Here is a 16,023-nt window from a genome sequence, read left to right as displayed (position 1 = left end):
CGGTCACGCGGCATGGACCCCCGCGACATGCCCTTCGGCCTGCGACTTGCGCGACGAGATCATGAAGATCAGCACGCCCACGCCGGCCTTCGCGACGATGTCCGCGATCGTGTAGCCGAGCTGGATGACAGTCGTCACATTGGCCCCGGTCAGGCCGGCATAGGGGGCCATGTAGACGATCGGGTAGAAGCCCCACGATGCGAAGGTCAGCAGCCGTGCGCGCCGCACGAGATCGCGTGCGGCCGCCGGCTGCTGTTCGATCGATTCGCCAAGCCCGCGGAACAATTCCCAGACGATGTAGACGAACGGGATCGACGACAGCGTGCCCCACAGCGCGCGGGTCGGGATATCGATCGCGATTTCGCCGGGATAGCCCAGCACGATCATCAGCGCCGCCGCAAAGCCGAGACGGACCGTCTTGGACGATGTCTGTTCGGGCGACAGCCGCATCACCAGGACAAGCTCGATCAGCAGCAGCGGCACGGTCAGCAGCCAGTCGACATAGCGATAGGCGTCGTTGAACGCGAAGCCGGTGGCGGTGATCACGCCGCCCTTGAGGACATAGGCGGCGTTCCAGCTCTCGAAGATGCGGAAATAATGATAAGCCGCGATTGCAGTCACCAGCCCCGAGATCGTCACCGCCGTCCGATACGCCGGCGCGACCTGCGACCGGCTGAGCCAGAGAAACGCGGTCGCCGCGGCCATCGCCGCGAAGGTGAACGAGAACGCGTTATACACAAGCGAGAACTGGAACGGGGTTACGATATCCATCAGGATCTCCATCACCTTGCTGCGCGGGGCCCACTGCGGTGGCGGACCGGGCTAGTTGCAGGCACCCCGAGCCATGACGAGACCGGCTCGGTTACACCCGATAGTGGCGCCACAGCGGCCTTTAAGGGCAACAGAGGGAGTTCCACCCAGAACACGCGACGTGGCTGAAACACCGCGAGTCCCGGCCGCTGTGACGGCCTGTTTGAGACTACGCCTCAACCCATCGGGCTGCGATATGGAACATGGTCCATATCGGTCGTTATGCCGGTCGCCCGATACGCCGCAACGCGCGCACTCGGCCGCCGTTCGACACGCGACCCCTTGCCTGAGTCACCGCTCTTGGGCAGTGCCTGTCCTTTTCCAGGAGACCCACGCCATGCCCAGCCGTATCACCGTCGACCAAGCTAGCCTTACCGACAACGACATCGCACAGCAGATCGAGTTCACCGCCGAAATCGACGGCGACGAGCGCGACTTTGCCGTCAAATATGCCGTTCTCCAGGAACTGAGCGGCGACGAGCCCGACAACGACGCGCTCGAACTGTTCGAGCGGTTCAGCGACGAGATCCTCGACGTCTGCGCCGATGTCGCCGACCAGCGCCCGAACGCCAACGTCGTGGTCATCGACGACGACGATCTCGAATAAGCCGTTTCCCACCCGCCGCCCGCAACGGCCGGGCAGCCGATCGACATCCCGCGCGTTCACGCCGTCCACCACGGAGAGAAAACCGATGAAGCTCTATTATGCGCCCGGCGCCTGCAGCCTGGCAGACCATATCGCGCTGCATGAAGCGGGATTGTCGTTCGAACATGAAAAGGTCGATCTGAAGGCCAAGCGGACCGAGAGCGGTGCCGATTACACCGCGATCAATCCCAAGGGCTATGTGCCGGCACTGACGCTCGATTCGGGCGAGACGCTCAGCGAGAACATCGCCATCCTCGACTGGATCGCGCACCAGGATACCGCTCTCAAGCCCGCGGGCGCGATGGGCCATACGCACCTGCTTGAAGCGCTCGCGTTCATCTCGACCGAGATCCACAAGAGCTTCAAGCCGTTCTTCTCGGGCGCCGGCGACGATGAAAAGGCCAAGGCGTCTGACATGATCGTCAAGCGGATGACGTATCTGGCGGATACGATGCAGGGCGATTTCCTGCTCGGCGCGGACGTCAGCGTGGCGGATTTCTACCTGTTCGTCATGCTGCTCTGGGCGAAGAAGAACGCGATCGAGGTTCCCGCCAAGCTCGCCGCGTTCCGCGACCGGCTGATGACTCGCCCCTCGGTACAGACCGCGATGCAGCATGAAGGGCTGATCTGACCCGGCGATCGCCGGCACGGACTAAACACCGCAGGACGGTGCATGTGCGACGACCGCGCATGCGCCGTCGCTGTGGTGTCCTAAGTAACAGAGCCACGCCCGCGCACGCCGCAAGGCCGTGTCGGCACGCTACCCTTCGCGGGATCGGACGGCAGACTGCATGCGTTTGAACGTCTGGGGTACGGCATCAGGCCCTTTCCCGCTTCTCCTGTGCGATGCCCGATCAATGTCGATGTTTCGAGCCCGGCTCGCCTTGGCCCTTTCCCTGCTGATCGCGCTCCAGCCACCGGTCATGGCGCAGACTCCGACGGCGCCCGTCCCGCGCGTCCAGATGCCCATCGATGCGCTGATGCAGGATGCGGGCGAATATGCGCGCGCGTTCGGCGTGACGCTGGACGAGGCGATGCACCGGCTGCGCGCGCAGACCGACAGCGTCGCCGTGACCGACCGCCTGCGCGAGACCTATCGTGATCGCTGGGCGGGGATCGTGATCGAGCATCGCCCGAGCTACCGGATCGTCATCCTGCTGACCGGCACGGACCCAGTCGCGGATCAGTCGATCGTCGCCGGTGGCATCGACGTCCCGATCGTGTTCTGCACCGGGGCCGCGATGAACCGAACGGGGATGCTCGCGGTCATCGCGGCGCATCAGGCACAGATCCGAGCGGCGCTGCCGCATCCGCCGGGGCTCGGGATCGATCCGCGCACGGGTGCGCTGGTCGTGATGATCAGCGGCCGCGATGCCGAGCGCGATCGCGACGGCGCCGTCCAGGCGCAGATCGCGGCGATGACGGGCGTTCCTGTCCAGATCGAGGCGATCGACCGCACCACCAGCGATCTCGCCCCCTCGCCCCAGACTACATCCGGCGACGCGGCCCCTGCGGCGATCACACCGACGCCCTCAGTCGAGGGCGGCGCGCGGGTCGTCGGGACGGTCGATGGCAAGCGCTATGCCTGCACCACCGGCTTCGTTGTCACCGACGGATCGCGCTCGGGCATCGCGACCGCGGCGCATTGCCCCGACACGCTCACCTATGTCGACTCGCGCCAAGGCAGCGTGCCGCTCGAATTCGTCGGGCAATGGGGCTGGGGCTATCAGGATGTCCAGATCAACACCGTCGCCACGGCCGCGCCGCTGCCCCCCTCCTTCCCCGCAACCTTCTACGCCAACACAGCAAAGACGCTCACGCGCCCCGTCTCGACCTGGCGAAACCGCGAGAGCACGCGTGCGGGCGATTTCGTCTGCCATCGCGGCGAGCGGACCGGCTATAGCTGCGCGCTGGTCGCGATGGTCGATTTCGCGCCCGCCGGCGATCTGTGCGGCGGCGCCTGCCTGCCCACCTGGGTCGCGGTCGAGGGCCCGACTTGCAAGGGCGGCGACAGCGGCGCGCCAGTGTTCGACGGCACGGTCGCACTCGGCCTCGTCAAGGGCGGTACCTACCGGCGCGACGGGACGTGCCTGTTCTATTACTACATGTCGACCGACTATCTGCCGGCGGGCTGGTCGCTGTCCTATGCCGCGCCAAGGGCGGCGCCAGAGGCGGTAATGGCCGCACCCCTGACGCAGGCCCCGCGTTGAGATCGTTGGACGTTTTGCCCACGCTACCCGATCGCGGGGTGGCGCGTTACACCGCGACATGACCGATAGTCCGCCCCTCACGCCAGCAATCCCCGCCGCGACGCTCGTGCTGTTCCGCGATGCCGCCGCCGGACCGCCCGAGCTGCTGTTCGTCGAGCGGGCAAAGGCGATGATGTTCGCCGGCGGCGCACTGGTGTTTCCCGGCGGTCGGATCGATCCGGGCGACCATGTCCTGGCCGCCGCGTCGGGCCACCCCGATACCAATGCCGCCGCGCGCGTCGCCGCGATCCGCGAGACGATCGAGGAGGTCGGGCTGCCGATCGGCCTCTCGCCGACGCCCTCCCCCGCGGTCTTCGAGCGGTTGCGCGCGATGCTTCACGCCGGAACCATGTTGGGCGAGGCGCTGGCGGAGGCGGGTGCCAGCCTCGATCTCGACTCGCTCGAATATTTCGCACGCTGGCGGCCCGCGCACGCGCATACCCGGATCTTCGACACGCATTTTTATCTGGCGCGGCTGCCGGGGGACGCGCCCGAGGCGCGGGTCGATGCGACGGAGAATGTCCGGCTGTTCTGGGCGACCGCTGCCGACGTGCTCGCGCAGGCGGACGCGGGCCGCGCGACGATCATCTTCCCGACGCGGCGCAATCTCGAGCGCCTCGCGCAGTTCGCCGATTTCGACGCGGCGGTCGCGGATGCGCGCGCACACCCGGTGCGGACCGTCACGCCCTGGACGGAAATGCGGCCGAGCGACACGCACGGCGAGGTCGAGCATCTCTGCATCCCGCCCGACCTCGGCTATCCGGTAACGTCGGAGCCGATGTCCGACGCGGTACGCGGCTGAGATGCGCGCGGTGCGGCGGATCCTGGGCTGGCTCGTCGGGCTGGCGGTCTTCGCGACGCTGGCACTGATGCTCTGGGCAATGACGCGCAGCCGGCCGCAGGACCTGCCCTGGGCGCCGCTCGATCTCGGCCAGCCGATCGGGATGTTCACCGGACGCAAGCTGGCCGCGCTGACCAGCGACTTCCCGCAATGCCGCGCGCTGCTGGACCGCGCCGGGGTCCGCTACACCGTCTTGCCACCCCGCAAGGGCGAGGGGCAATGCGGCTATTCGGACGGCGTCAGGCTGACCGGCGGCGCACGCAAGATCGCGTTCGTTCCGCCCGGGCTCGGCGTCGCCTGCCCGGTCGCGGCGGCGCTGTCGGTGTGGGAATGGAACATCGTCCAGCCCGCGGCCGAGCGTCATTTCGGGGCGCGGGTCGCGAGTATCGATCATTTCGGCAGCTATAGCTGCCGGCGGATCTACGGGCGCGATGCGGGCAACTGGAGCGAGCACTCCACCGCCGATGCGGTCGACATTGCCGGCTTCCGCCTCACCGACGGCACCCGCATCACCGTCGTGCGCGACTGGAAACGCGGCGATGCCAAGTCGGCGTTCCTGCGCGAAGTCCGCGACGGCGCCTGCACGCTGTTCGCGACGACCTTGTCCCCCGACTATAACGCCGCGCACGCCGATCACCTGCATCTCGACCAGGCCGATCGCGGATCGATGGGCTGGCGCGCCTGCCGATAGCGCTGTGCGATCAGCTTGCCAGCGTCGTCCCCGAATCCACCTTTTCGACCCAATAGGGGAAGAAGGCCGGCTGCCGGTTCGACCAGCCCGACGCGGTCGCCGCCGCCTCGCTGATCGACTGGAGCAGCTTGCGCCGCAATTCGGGATGCAGATGCGGCAGCGCCGCCGCCGCACAAAAGGCCGATGGCAGCCACGGCCGCACCTCGGCACCGATCAACCGCTCATATAGAAAGCGCAGCGCCGAGAAGCTCGTCAGCCGCCCCTGCCCCAGGTCGAACGCGACGAGCGTCATCAGCGGCGCGAGGAACGGTTCGATCGAGTCAAGCCCGCTGTCGTCGGGCACCAGCGCGCGCAGATCGGGTAGCGAGTTGTACAGCCGCGCCTGCGCCCGGATGGACGCCGCCTCGACGACGTCGCGCGACCAGCGGAGCATCGCGTCCTCGCGATCCAGCCCGACATCGAGCGACCGGCGGATATAGCGCTGCGTGGCGCCGGGAAAGCCCGCGAATTCCTTCATCTCGGCCAGCGTCGTCGAGCCCTGTGCCGGTGTCATTCTGGAAGCCATGTCGTCACCCCGCTCTCGTCAAGGAACCTGCAGACTATGCGCTCGGATGGTTAACAACGACCGAAATGCGCGTCATCGTTCCGTAAAGCCAAGCGACCATGAAAGCTGTTGCGCTGCAACAAGAGTGCGATGAACCGAACCAAATCGAGCGATTCGATTACGTTGCGCGACGTCCGGGCAACAAAAAGGCGCCGGTCGTTTCCGACCGGCGCCCATTCGTCAGGCAATCATGGTGCGTTATGCCTGCTTTTCGCGCAGCGCCCGCTCGGCATCCTCGTCATAGCCCGACGACTTGGCCGGCTCGTTGCCCGACCCCGGCTGAGTCGCAGAGATCGGATCGCTGCCGTCCATCGACTCGTCCAGCCCGTTGTCGAGGCGGGCGTCGGCACTGTCGGGGTTCTTCTGCAGGCGCTTGGCGATCGACTTGTCCTGGCCAGCTTCCTGGCGCGGATCGCGGCCTGAGGTCTTGCCCTCGGCGTCCTTGTCGTCGGGTGCGACCGAAAGGCTGTCGAGTGAGCTCTTGTCTATGTCGGTCATCGCGATTGTCCCTCTTTGAAAACTTTGCGACGACCAACGGTCCAGCGGCAAGAGCGTTCCTGCCCCGCCCCCAAACGTCAGGATAACGGACGGATCTTCAGTCGAGCGGCGTGACCGTGACCCGCTGCTCCCACAGATACGCCTGCCCGAACACCGTCATGAACGCGATATCGGTCGCATCGCGGCCCACGCACACGCGCGCGATATCGCTGCACGTCGCCATCCTAGTTGCATCGATCAGCCGCCAGTCGCCCGCCAGCCACAGCTCCGCCACCGCATGGAAATCGGGCGGATCGACGCCGGGGGCATAGGCCGACACGCACCGCGCCGGAATCCCGCCCGCGCGCGCCAGCGACACCAGCAGATGCGAATAATCGCGACACACCCCCGATCGCGACGCGAACGTGTCAAGCGCGGTCGTCTCCCCGCTGCTCGATCCGCAGCGATAGTCGAGCGACTGGTATACCCATTCGGTCAGCGCAGCGGCCAACGGCCCACCTTCCAGCCCTGCGAACTCGCGCCCGACAAAACCCTCGAAGCGGTCCGACGGGCAATAGCGGCTCGGCATCAGATACGGCGTCAGCTCGCCGTCGAGCATCCGCGGCGGAGTCGCCGGATACAGCTCGAGCTGCACCCGCTCGCGCGATACCGCGACGATCGATTTATACTCGGCGGTGAACCGGCCATGCCCACGCGACCAGCAGCGCTGGCCGATCCCGTCCTCACCGCGGACCGCACGGATCGGACTGTCGGACCAGATCGTCAGCGACTCCGACTCGATCTTCTGGTCGGCCATCGCCGCGGCTTCGATCTGGAGCAGCACATCGGCGTCTCCGCTGATCCCGTAATCCAGACGCACGTCGATCGAGAGCCGCATCGCGCGTCCCATTCCTGTCCTGAAGCCAAAAGAAAAGGGCCCGGCGGTGTCCCGCCGAGCCCTGCGTTCGTCACACCCTTAGCGGGACTTAGTTGCGGCTGCTACCAAACAGACGCAGCACGAACATGAACATGTTGATAAAGTCGAGATACAGGCTGAGTGCCGACATGATCACGACCTTGCCGACCATGTCAGTGCCCGCGACCTGCGCATACAGGCTCTTGGTACGCTGCGTGTCATAGGCGGTGAGGCCTGCGAACAGCAGCACGCCGACGCCGCTAATGACCAACTGCATGACGCCCGACTGCAAGAACATATTGATCAGGCTGGCGACCAGCAGGCCGACCACGCCGATGATCAGGAACGTCCCGAATGCCGACAGGTCACGCTTCGTCGTGTAGCCGTACAGGCTCAGCCCGGCGAAACCGGCGGCGGTCGCGAAGAACGCACCCGCGATCGACGTGCCGCTATAGACCAGGAAGATGGTCGACATCGACAGGCCCATCAGGACCGCAAAGCCCCAGAACAGCATCTGCATCGTGCCGGTGCTCATCCGGTTCTGGCCGAAGCTCATGCCGAACACGATCGCCAGCGGCGAGAACATGATGACGTACTTCAGGATGCCGCCGCTCATGAACACCTGTGCGGCAGGCGATTCCGCCCCGCCCCAGGCGAACAGCATCGCGACGATGCCGGTCAGCAGCACCGCCGAGCCCATATAGTTGTAGACGGACAGCATGTACGACCGGAGACCAGCGTCATAGGCCTCGGTACGCTGCCCCGTGGCCGTCGTTCCGAACGACGTGGCGCGGGGCCGGGGGTCAGACCAATTAGCCATGGTGAAATCAGCTCCTTTGTCCGGCATCGTGCCGGTTACGGTGAATATCGTCTCTTGCACGACGCTTTTCAAGCAGAGTGGTTGCATCGCAGGCCATAGTGACGGTTAACCTGCCGCAATCCATGATCCGTCTCTTTATCGCCCTCCGGCCCCCGCCGCCTATCCGTCAGAGCTTGCTCGACATAATGGAGGGCGTCCCCGCCGCGCGCTGGCAGGACGACGAGCAGTTGCATATCACGCTACGCTTCATCGGCGCGGTCGAGCGGCCGATCGCCGAAGATATCGCGGTCGCGCTCAGCCATGTCGTCGCACCCGCGCCGGTCGTCGCACTCGCTGGAGTCGGTCGCTTCGAGAAACGCGGGCGGACCGATACGCTCTGGGTCGGCGTGACGCCGCACGATGCGCTCGCTTCGCTCCACCGCAAGGTCGATCAGGCGTGCGTCCGCGCGGGTCTCGAGCCAGAACGCCGCGCCTATCTCCCGCATCTGACGGTCGCGCGGCTCGCGCGTTCGGCCGGCGTCGGGTTCGCGGTCGATCCGTGGCTGGCGGTACATGCCGGGCTCGCCAGTGCACCCTTCCTGCTCCCCCATCTCGTGCTGTACCAAAGCCATCTCGGGCGCGATGGCGCGACCTACGAACCCGTCGCGCGATGGGCGCTCGATACGCCGCGGGGAACCTGAGCCACGGCGAAGGGTTCGCAAGAAAGATCAACAGGGAGAGACGATATGCGGATTGCGACACTGGCACTGATCGGCGCGGCAACGATGGGCCTTAGCGCCTGCGCCAAGACCGGAATGGACACCGGAACCCCGATGGCAGGCGGCCAGCGCGCCACCGCGACGCTCATGACCGCCACTGGCATCGACGTCGGCCGCGCCACCGCGACCGAGGTCGCAGGCGGCGTCCGCTTCACGCTCGACGCCAAGGCGATGCCCCCCGGCACGCACGGTGCGCACATCCACACCGTCGGCCGCTGCGACGCACCCGACTTCACGACTGCGGGCGGCCATTGGAACCCGACGGGCATGAAGCACGGCAGCATGAACCCGCAAGGCCCGCACGAAGGCGACATGCCCAACCTCGTCATCGGCACTGACGGCCGCGGCACGATCGGCATGACGATCCCCGGCGCAACGATGGCCGGGCTCCTCGACGCGGACGGCGCTGCGTTCGTGGTGCATGCGGGGCCCGACGACCTGATGACCGACCCGGCCGGCAACAGCGGCGGCCGCATCGCCTGCGGCGTGTTCCAGGCAAGCTAAGTAACAGCGCCCCTCGCCAGCCGCGAGGGGCGCCCCCTTTCCGTTCGCCCCCCCTTTTTCCGCTCATACCCTTTTCCGTTCGCCCCTTATTCCGTTCGCCCTGAGCGAAGTCGAAGGGTGTGCCCCGAACGGAGGTGCTCGACTTCGCTCAGCAAGAACGGATGGTAGGGACGCACGAATGGATGTGAGGTACGCCGAACGTAAAACGGCAGCCCCCTAAACCGCCTCCCCCGCCGCCCTCGCCCGCATCTCCCGCGTAGCCTCCGCACGCGGTGCCAGCCGGTACGCCGCCACCGCACACGCCAGCGTGATCGGCGTCACCACCAGCAACGACAGCATGCCGATCGACAGGCTCCCCGTCAGCGTCGACACCCGCCCCGCCATATACGGCCCGAGCGCCAGCCCGATCAGCGTCGTGCCGATGAAGAAAGTCGCGGTCGCCGTCCCGCGCATCCGCGGCAGCACCATGTCCTGCGTCGTCGCCGCCGCAGCACCCAGCGCGCACGACGCGGTCAGCTGCGCGAGGAAGATCCCGGTATAGAAGGCGGTCGGCGCACTGGCGGTGAAGGCCAGCACCAGGAACGGCACCGGCACGATCGCGCCGAAGATCACCACCCACAACCGCCCGGCGGGATTACCGCGCCGCAATCGGTCCGACACCACGCCGCCGATCGTCAGCCCGAGAAAGCCCGCGGTCGCACCAAGGCTGCCGATCATGAACCCCGCCGACGACGGCGTCACGCCAAGCTCGCGCAACGCATAGGGTGCCGCCCAGAAACTCGCGGCGTAGCTCAGAAACGCGTTCAGCCCATACGCCACGACGGTGCACAGGAACGCCGGCGTCCCCACGATCAGCGCGAAGGTCGGCGGATCGCGGCGCTTCAATGCCGACGCCCAGGAGAACACCGCATACACGCCGATCCCGATCGCCACCCATTGCGGCCACGGCTCGCCCGCCTCGATCAGCCCGGTCACCGCCGCCGCCACCACCGCAAGCGCCAGCAGATTATACCCAAGCGCGCGCGCGCCGCCCATCGCCGCACCGATCAGCGTCAGCGGCGGCACGATCGTCACCAGCTCGGCGCCGAACGCGCGGAACGGCGCGGGGTGTTTGTCGGGTTCGGGCAGTCCCTCGACCAGCCCGCGGATCGGCTCCTTCAGCGTCGCGATCCACACCGCCAGCAACAGCCCCGGCACGCCAACCGCCATGAACGCCGCCTGCCAGCCGACCAGCCCGAGCGGCCCGCCGCCGGGATAGGCCTTGTTCCAGCCCTGCACGATTAGCCCGCCGATGAACAACGAACAGCCGCCGCCGACGTACAGCCCCGCGGAGTAGATCGAGAGCGCGGTCGCGCGCAGCCGCTTCGGGAAATAATCGGAGATGATCGAATAGGCCGACGGGCTCGCGGTCGCCTCGCCGATCCCGACCCCGATCCGCGCCGCGGCCAGATGCCCGCCGGTCCGCGAAAACCCCGACAAGGCGGTCATCACCGACCAGAGCGACAACCCGATCGTCATCAGCCGCACGCGGTGCCAATTGTCCGCCAGCCGCCCGAGCGGGATCCCGAACAGCGAATAGAATACGCCGAACGCGGTGCCGTACAGGAATCCGAGATCCTGATCCTTCAGCCCCAGGTCGCGTTTGATGTCCTCCGCCAGGATCGAGATGATCTGCCGGTCGACGAAGTTCAGCACGTAGACGAGGAACAGGATCGACAGCACGTACCAGGCGTAACGCGTCGCCCCCTGCTCCACGGGCGCACCGCGTTCGACCTCGACCGCCGGCCCAACAATTTTGGTATCCGCGCCCGCCATGATCCCTCCTCGATGTTTTCGAGCTATGGGTATCAGAGCGGATCAGGGAGAAACAGCGGTTTCAGCAGGGTCCGGTACGTTCACCGGGCGGAGGCGCGCTAGCCCGCGCGTTCAGTGCGAGCCGATCAGTCCGCGGCGCTGCGCGCCCTTCTCGAGCCGGGTCAGCAGCGCCTCGATCGTCGGCGGCGACGCCGGTTCGGCCACCGCGCGTGCCGGCCGCGCGATCGGCGTCGGCGCGGCGATTTCGACGACGTCCTCCTGCACCGGCAGTGCGCGTGCCTCGACGACCGGCTCGACCGGCACTGCAACCGGCATCTCGACGACCGCCTCTACGGGCGCGACCGGTGCCGTCGGGGGGGCAGGCGGGGGCGCAGGCGCGGTCAGGAACGTCGTCGCCTCCGCCGTCGATTCGATCACGATTACCGGTGCCATGATCGCCTGTTTCAACGGCGACACGGGGCGCACCGGCTCCATCGGTACCGGCGGGATCGCCTTGGGATCGAACGCCGCGAGCGGCAGATCGAGATCGGCCGGGATCGTCCGCTCGTCGCGCCCACCAGGCCCCACGCCCACTTCCATCATCGGCGTGCCCAGATCGGCCGCCGACATCGGCTTGCGCGGCGGCGCGTCGGGATGCGCGTCGGCGCGGCGGATCACCGGCACGCCGTCCTCGCGCGGCGCCCGGCGGACCAGGAACCCGCCCGGTCCGAACAGCAGGAACAGCGACGACCACAGCAACGCCGCGACCAGCAGCCCGCTGCCCAGCGCCAGCAAGGCGCGCGCAGTCATCCCGAGCGGCGGCGCGGCAGCGGGGACGAGCGCGGCGACGCCCGTGGTCCACACCAGCGATTCCAGCGTCTCGGTCGAGATCGCCACCACGCCGACGGCAGCGAGCAGCCCGCCGGCCACCGCGCCGTACAGCGGCAGCGATCGGATCAGGGGGTAGCGACCAAGCGCAATCATCAATTTTCCCGTGCAGCAGCTGCGATCAGCCGTCCATAAAGCGGATCATAGCGCCGAATGTTTGACGACCAGTTACGCTCGGTCTTGACGAAATCCCGCCCTCGCGCGCGGCGTTCATCCCAGCCGGACCGGTCCGCGAACATGCCCGCCAGCGCATCCGCGATCGCCTGCGGATCGTCGGGCGGAAACAGCGTGCCCGTCTCGCCGTCTTGGATCAGCTCGCGATGCCCGCCGACGTCGGATGCCGCGACCAGCCGGCCCTGCGCCATCGCCTCGAGCGGCTTAAGTGGCGTGACGAGATCGGTCAGCCGCATCCGCTTGCGCGGATAGGCCAGGATATCGACCAGCCCGTAATAGCGCTCGACCTCCTCGTGCGGCACGCGCCCGACGAAGCGGATCGCATCCGCCACCGGCGACGCCTCGGCCTGCGCGCGCAGCGCCGCCTCCATCGGCCCGCCGCCGACCATCAACAGCCGCGCCTTGGGCCGCACCGCGACCAGCGCGGGCATCGCCCCGATCAGGTCGTCGAGCCCTTCGTAATCGTAGAAGCTGCCGATGAACCCGACCACGTCCGCGCCGTCGAGCCCGAGCGCCGCGCCCAGCGCATCGTCGCGCGGCGGCGCGGTGCCGAACAGCTCGAGATCGACGCCGTTGGGCGACACCGTGATCTTGTCCGCGGCGATCCCGCGCGCGACCAGGTCGCCGCGCAATCCCTCGCAGATCACCGCGACCGCATCCGCGCGCCGCACCGCCCATGTCTCCAGCGCGCGCGTCGCCCGGTAGCGCAGCGACGTCGCCGTCCCCGTCCCGTTGCCGACCGCGGCATCCTCCCAGAACGCCCGGATCTCGTAGACGAGCGGCAGCTTGCGCTTGCGCGCGACGATCAGCGCGGCGAGCGCGTCGATCACCGGCGAATGCGCGTGGAGGATGTCGGGCTTGAAGGCATCGACCGCCGACTCGATCCGTTTGGCGAAGGCCGCGATCCCCGCAACCTCGCCGACCGGACCCGGCTTCACGCCCGCCGCCGTCCGGTGGAACGTCAGCCCGTCGATCGACTCGACCGAGGCGGGCGCTGCGCCGTGGCGCGGGCCAGTGACCGCCGCGACGGTCCACCCCAGCCCTTCCTGCGCCTTGAGGATCGCGCGCGTGCGGAACGTGTAGCCGCTTTGCAGCGGCAGGCCGTGGTCGAGGATATGAAGGATACGCATCGTGGACCGCGTCTGCCACAGATCGCTTAACGGCGCGTCAACCGACTATGGCTACGCACGAATCTCGAGAAACCCGCTACGCAAACCCCTGCACGTAAAGGAGGCCGTCCCATGATCGACAATCTCGCGCTCGGCCTCAGCCACGGGCTGATGATGCTCGCCGCATTCCTGCTGCTCCGGCGGCCGGATCTCGATCGCGAGCCCGGCCCGCACGACGCCGACGCCGACAAGACGCGCCGCCCCGACCGGACATCCCGCCCCGATGCGTGATCTCGCCTTCATCGCCTTCCTGCTCGCGTTCTTCGGCATGGGGTTCAAGCGACCGTTCCTGCTCGTGCTCGTCTATGTCTATATCGACATCGTCTCGCCGCAGCGGCTGACCTATCTGCTGCTCAATTCGGTGCCGATCTCGCTGATCGCGGTCGCGCTGGCGGTCGGCGGGTGGATCCTCGCCGACGACAAGCGCGACACGCGGGTCGGCGGCCGCCAAGTGCTGATCGTCGTGCTGCTGCTCTATTGCTGGGGCACGACGCTCGCCGCCGACTTCCCCGCCGAGGCCAAGGAGAAATGGGACTGGGTGTGGAAGGCGCTCGCCTTTGCCGCCTTCCTGCCGCTCACGCTGCGCACGCGGTTGCGGATCGAGGCGCTGCTGGCGTTCATGATCCTCGCGGCGTCGTCGATCATCGTCGTCGGCGGCATCAAGACGATCGCCAGCGGCGGCGGCGGCTATGGCCAGCTCAACCTCATGGTCGACAATAATTCGGGGCTGTACGAGGGCAGCACGATCAGCGCGGTGGCGATCGCAATCATCCCGATCATCATCTGGTTCATGAGCCACGGCACGATCTTCAAGCGCGACTGGCGGCTGAAGGGCTATTGCCTCGCACTGATCTTTGCGTGCCTGCTGATCCCGGTCGGCACCTCGACGCGCACCGGGTTGCTCTGCATCGGCCTGCTCGCGCTGCTCTCGATCCGGAACGTGAAGCGCAAGGTCGCGTATCTGGCGATGCTCGGCGTGCTCGGCGTCGCGGCGATCCCGTTCCTGCCCTCCACCTTCACCAACCGCATGAACACGATCAAGACGTACGACGCCGACGAATCCGCCTCGACCCGGCTCGCGGTGTGGAAATGGACGATCGAATACGCCAAGACGCATCCGTTCGGCGGCGGCTTCAACGCCTATCTGGGCAACCACATCCGCTATGACCTGAAGACCTCCCCCGATGCGGGCAGCGCCGGCGCCCCCGCCGCCGCCGCCACGCCCAAGGTCGAGGTTGATAAGGCACGCGCCTATCACAGCGCCTATTTCGAGATGCTCGGCGAACAGGGCTATTTCGGGCTCGCGTTGTGGCTCGCGATCAACCTGATCGGCATCGTCCGGATGGAGGTGGTTCGCCGCCGCTACCGCGATCCCGACGGCGCGTTCGGCTGGGCCGGCCCGCTCGCCGCCGCGCTGCAGAGCGGCCACATCGTCTATCTGCTCGGTGCGGCGTTCATCGCGATCGCGTTCCAGCCGTTCATCTACATGCTGATCGGCGCGCAGATCGGCCTTGACACCTATCTCGCGCGCAAACGGAGCGAGGAGTCGTTCCGGCCGATGCGGCGCGCAACGCCTGCCGCATCGGCATGAGCACACGCGCATCCGCCGGCGAACTGCGTGCGCTGACCGGCGTACGCGGGATCGCGGCGTGGTTCGTCGTCTTCTACCACATCCGCCTCTCGATCGCCGGCCTCTCGACCAGCCTGCGCGACGTCTTCGCCAAGGGCTATCTCGCGGTCGACTTCTTCTTCCTGCTGTCCGGCTTCGTGATCTGGCTCACCTGGAACGATCGCCTGCGCACCGGCGGCATGGCAGGCGTGCCGCGTTTCCTGCAAAAGCGCCTCGCGCGGATCTGGCCGCTGCATCTCGTGACGCTGGCGGGCGCCGTCGCGCTGGCGCTCGTGCTGCGCGCGACCGGCCGCGACGACCCGCAATTCGTATTTCTCGAACTCCCGCTGCACATCGTGTTGCTCCAGAACTGGGGGTTCACCCGGCACCTCGCCTGGAACGATCCGGCCTGGTCGATCAGCGCCGAGCTCGCCGCGTACCTGCTGTTCCCGCTGCTCGTGATGGCGGTGGACTGGCGCCGCGTGCCGAGCGCGGTCTTGCTGGCGCTCGCGGGTCTGCTTTTGCTGGCGCTGCACCTGACGATCGACTCGCCGACGCTCGGCACCGACATCCCGCGCTACGGCCTGCTCCGCTGCCTGATCGAGTTTACCACCGGCAGCATCGTCTGTGCGCTCTGGCTACGTTGGCGCACCGCGCGTGCGGCGATCGGAGCGGCCATAAGCATCGCCACGGCGCTCATCATCATGTGGATCGCAGGCCTGCCCGAAACGCTCGTCGTCCCAGCACTGTTCGCCACGCTGCTCCTGCTGCTCGCCCTCACCTCGGGCCGACCGCGCAACCCGTTCGAAGGCCGCACGATCCACTATCTCGGCGAAATCAGCTACGCGACGTATCTCAGCCACTTCATTCTGTGGAAGGCATTCAAGCTCGCCTTCGTCAGCGATGCTAACGCCGTGTCGCCCGCCGAAATCGCGTTGTACCTCGGCCTGGTCTTGCTGGCCTCGATCGCACTCTATCACCTGATAGAACGCCCCGCCCAACGCTGGCTTAACAGGCGCTAGTCCACCCCCTCCTTGTTCCCCGCGAAGGCGGGGACCCAGTCTGGGCTCCCG

The 16,023-nt window shown here is 67.2% G+C and carries 18 protein-coding genes; 10 read left to right on the top strand and 8 right to left on the bottom strand.

All coding sequences use genetic code 11. The features are described 5' to 3' along the window. Nucleotides 1–3 precede the first annotated feature (3 nt). Entirely contained in the window at nucleotides 4–771 is a 768-nt protein-coding gene (locus ASE79_RS13680) for a bacteriorhodopsin-like (RefSeq protein ID WP_056417634.1), read from the bottom strand. Nucleotides 772–1,147: 376 nt separating this feature from the next. On the opposite strand from ASE79_RS13680, the gene ASE79_RS21300 reads away from it, so the two are divergent. The 5 genes from ASE79_RS21300 (at nucleotide 1,148) to ASE79_RS13655 (ending at nucleotide 5,237) form a co-directional block, all read left to right on the top strand. Continuing rightward, on the top strand, nucleotides 1,148–1,417 hold the full coding sequence (locus ASE79_RS21300) for a DUF1488 family protein (RefSeq protein WP_056417631.1): 270 nt from the start codon (nucleotides 1,148–1,150) through the stop codon (nucleotides 1,415–1,417). Nucleotides 1,418–1,502: 85 nt separating this feature from the next. After that, the gene (locus ASE79_RS13670; protein ID WP_056417628.1) at nucleotides 1,503–2,087 is read left to right on the top strand and encodes a glutathione S-transferase N-terminal domain-containing protein; all 585 of its coding nucleotides are present in this window, start codon (nucleotides 1,503–1,505) and stop codon (nucleotides 2,085–2,087) included. A 253-nt stretch (nucleotides 2,088–2,340) separates the two neighbouring features. Beyond that, on the top strand, nucleotides 2,341–3,666 hold the full coding sequence (locus tag ASE79_RS13665; RefSeq protein ID WP_162237043.1) for a hypothetical protein: 1,326 nt from the start codon (nucleotides 2,341–2,343) through the stop codon (nucleotides 3,664–3,666). A 58-nt stretch (nucleotides 3,667–3,724) separates the two neighbouring features. Then, a complete protein-coding gene (locus ASE79_RS13660; protein ID WP_056417625.1) occupies nucleotides 3,725–4,507 on the top strand; it encodes an NUDIX hydrolase in 783 nt (260 codons plus the stop codon). A gap of 1 nt (nucleotide 4,508) precedes the next feature. Next, on the top strand, nucleotides 4,509–5,237 hold the full coding sequence (locus tag ASE79_RS13655; RefSeq protein WP_056417622.1) for an extensin family protein: 729 nt from the start codon (nucleotides 4,509–4,511) through the stop codon (nucleotides 5,235–5,237). A 10-nt stretch (nucleotides 5,238–5,247) separates the two neighbouring features. On the opposite strand, the gene ASE79_RS13650 is transcribed toward ASE79_RS13655, so the two are convergent. The 4 genes from ASE79_RS13650 to ASE79_RS13635 form a co-directional block, all read right to left on the bottom strand. Beyond that, nucleotides 5,248–5,802, bottom strand: coding sequence for a hypothetical protein (locus ASE79_RS13650; RefSeq protein WP_056417619.1), 555 nt, complete (start codon nucleotides 5,800–5,802; stop codon nucleotides 5,248–5,250). A 237-nt stretch (nucleotides 5,803–6,039) separates the two neighbouring features. Continuing rightward, nucleotides 6,040–6,339, bottom strand: a complete 300-nt coding sequence (locus ASE79_RS13645) for a hypothetical protein (protein WP_056417616.1) — start codon at nucleotides 6,337–6,339, stop codon at nucleotides 6,040–6,042. 97 nt (nucleotides 6,340–6,436) lie between these two features. Then, complete coding sequence (locus tag ASE79_RS13640) at nucleotides 6,437–7,216, bottom strand: transglutaminase-like domain-containing protein (RefSeq protein WP_056418479.1); 780 nt, start codon at nucleotides 7,214–7,216, stop codon at nucleotides 6,437–6,439. A gap of 88 nt (nucleotides 7,217–7,304) precedes the next feature. Then, on the bottom strand, nucleotides 7,305–8,054 hold the full coding sequence (locus ASE79_RS13635) for a Bax inhibitor-1/YccA family protein (RefSeq protein WP_056417614.1): 750 nt from the start codon (nucleotides 8,052–8,054) through the stop codon (nucleotides 7,305–7,307). Nucleotides 8,055–8,176: 122 nt separating this feature from the next. Here ASE79_RS13635 and thpR point away from each other — a divergent pair, with 122 nt between their 5' ends. After that, entirely contained in the window at nucleotides 8,177–8,734 is a 558-nt protein-coding gene (gene thpR, locus ASE79_RS13630; RefSeq protein ID WP_056417613.1) for an RNA 2',3'-cyclic phosphodiesterase, read from the top strand. A 45-nt stretch (nucleotides 8,735–8,779) separates the two neighbouring features. Continuing rightward, nucleotides 8,780–9,316, top strand: coding sequence for a superoxide dismutase family protein (locus ASE79_RS13625; protein WP_056417610.1), 537 nt, complete (start codon nucleotides 8,780–8,782; stop codon nucleotides 9,314–9,316). 216 nt (nucleotides 9,317–9,532) lie between these two features. Here the strand turns inward: ASE79_RS13625 and ASE79_RS13620 are convergent, their stop codons facing one another. The 3 genes from ASE79_RS13620 to ASE79_RS13610 form a co-directional block, all read right to left on the bottom strand. Beyond that, complete coding sequence (locus ASE79_RS13620; protein WP_082445310.1) at nucleotides 9,533–11,131, bottom strand: spinster family MFS transporter; 1,599 nt, start codon at nucleotides 11,129–11,131, stop codon at nucleotides 9,533–9,535. Nucleotides 11,132–11,242: 111 nt separating this feature from the next. Further along, nucleotides 11,243–12,094, bottom strand: coding sequence for a hypothetical protein (locus ASE79_RS13615; RefSeq protein ID WP_056417607.1), 852 nt, complete (start codon nucleotides 12,092–12,094; stop codon nucleotides 11,243–11,245). Beyond that, nucleotides 12,094–13,302, bottom strand: a complete 1,209-nt coding sequence (locus ASE79_RS13610; protein WP_056417604.1) for a TIGR04063 family PEP-CTERM/XrtA system glycosyltransferase — start codon at nucleotides 13,300–13,302, stop codon at nucleotides 12,094–12,096. Before ASE79_RS13610 ends, ASE79_RS13615 begins: the two co-directional genes overlap by 1 nt. Nucleotides 13,303–13,413: 111 nt before the next feature. On the opposite strand from ASE79_RS13610, the gene ASE79_RS21450 reads away from it, so the two are divergent. From ASE79_RS21450 to ASE79_RS13600, 3 genes are read left to right on the top strand one after another with little or no spacing between them, the layout of a single operon-like run. Then, entirely contained in the window at nucleotides 13,414–13,572 is a 159-nt protein-coding gene (locus tag ASE79_RS21450) for a hypothetical protein (protein WP_200910385.1), read from the top strand. Further along, nucleotides 13,565–14,932, top strand: coding sequence for a putative O-glycosylation ligase, exosortase A system-associated (locus ASE79_RS13605; RefSeq protein ID WP_056417602.1), 1,368 nt, complete (start codon nucleotides 13,565–13,567; stop codon nucleotides 14,930–14,932). Before ASE79_RS21450 ends, ASE79_RS13605 begins: the two co-directional genes overlap by 8 nt. Further along, nucleotides 14,929–15,972 (top strand): acyltransferase family protein, encoded by a 1,044-nt coding sequence (locus ASE79_RS13600; protein ID WP_056417599.1) that lies wholly within the window; start codon nucleotides 14,929–14,931, stop codon nucleotides 15,970–15,972. Before ASE79_RS13605 ends, ASE79_RS13600 begins: the two co-directional genes overlap by 4 nt. Nucleotides 15,973–16,023: the final 51 nt, after the last annotated feature.

Source organism: Sphingomonas sp. Leaf28 (assembly GCF_001421685.1).
GTDB classification, from domain to species: Bacteria; Pseudomonadota; Alphaproteobacteria; order Sphingomonadales; family Sphingomonadaceae; genus Sphingomonas; species Sphingomonas aurantiaca.
This window is presented reverse-complemented; position numbering and strand designations above follow the sequence as displayed.

Excerpts from the sequence above, each read along its gene's own strand:
- ASE79_RS13600 (WP_056417599.1), top strand. The coding sequence starts at position 14,929 with ATGAGCACACGCGCATCCGCCGGCGAACTGCGTGCGCTGACCGGCGTA.
- thpR (WP_056417613.1), top strand. The coding sequence starts at position 8,177 with ATGATCCGTCTCTTTATCGCCCTCCGGCCCCCGCCGCCTATCCGTCAG.
- ASE79_RS13650 (WP_056417619.1), bottom strand. The coding sequence starts at position 5,802 with ATGGCTTCCAGAATGACACCGGCACAGGGCTCGACGACGCTGGCCGAG.
- ASE79_RS13655 (WP_056417622.1), top strand. The coding sequence starts at position 4,509 with ATGCGCGCGGTGCGGCGGATCCTGGGCTGGCTCGTCGGGCTGGCGGTC.
- ASE79_RS13680 (WP_056417634.1), bottom strand. The coding sequence starts at position 771 with ATGGATATCGTAACCCCGTTCCAGTTCTCGCTTGTGTATAACGCGTTC.
- ASE79_RS13615 (WP_056417607.1), bottom strand. The coding sequence starts at position 12,094 with ATGATTGCGCTTGGTCGCTACCCCCTGATCCGATCGCTGCCGCTGTAC.
- ASE79_RS21450 (WP_200910385.1), top strand. The coding sequence starts at position 13,414 with ATGATCGACAATCTCGCGCTCGGCCTCAGCCACGGGCTGATGATGCTC.
- ASE79_RS13645 (WP_056417616.1), bottom strand. The coding sequence starts at position 6,339 with ATGACCGACATAGACAAGAGCTCACTCGACAGCCTTTCGGTCGCACCC.
- ASE79_RS13660 (WP_056417625.1), top strand. The coding sequence starts at position 3,725 with ATGACCGATAGTCCGCCCCTCACGCCAGCAATCCCCGCCGCGACGCTC.
- ASE79_RS13670 (WP_056417628.1), top strand. The coding sequence starts at position 1,503 with ATGAAGCTCTATTATGCGCCCGGCGCCTGCAGCCTGGCAGACCATATC.
- ASE79_RS13635 (WP_056417614.1), bottom strand. The coding sequence starts at position 8,054 with ATGGCTAATTGGTCTGACCCCCGGCCCCGCGCCACGTCGTTCGGAACG.
- ASE79_RS13640 (WP_056418479.1), bottom strand. The coding sequence starts at position 7,216 with ATGCGGCTCTCGATCGACGTGCGTCTGGATTACGGGATCAGCGGAGAC.
- ASE79_RS21300 (WP_056417631.1), top strand. The coding sequence starts at position 1,148 with ATGCCCAGCCGTATCACCGTCGACCAAGCTAGCCTTACCGACAACGAC.
- ASE79_RS13605 (WP_056417602.1), top strand. The coding sequence starts at position 13,565 with ATGCGTGATCTCGCCTTCATCGCCTTCCTGCTCGCGTTCTTCGGCATG.
- ASE79_RS13610 (WP_056417604.1), bottom strand. The coding sequence starts at position 13,302 with ATGCGTATCCTTCATATCCTCGACCACGGCCTGCCGCTGCAAAGCGGC.
- ASE79_RS13620 (WP_082445310.1), bottom strand. The coding sequence starts at position 11,131 with ATGGCGGGCGCGGATACCAAAATTGTTGGGCCGGCGGTCGAGGTCGAA.
- ASE79_RS13625 (WP_056417610.1), top strand. The coding sequence starts at position 8,780 with ATGCGGATTGCGACACTGGCACTGATCGGCGCGGCAACGATGGGCCTT.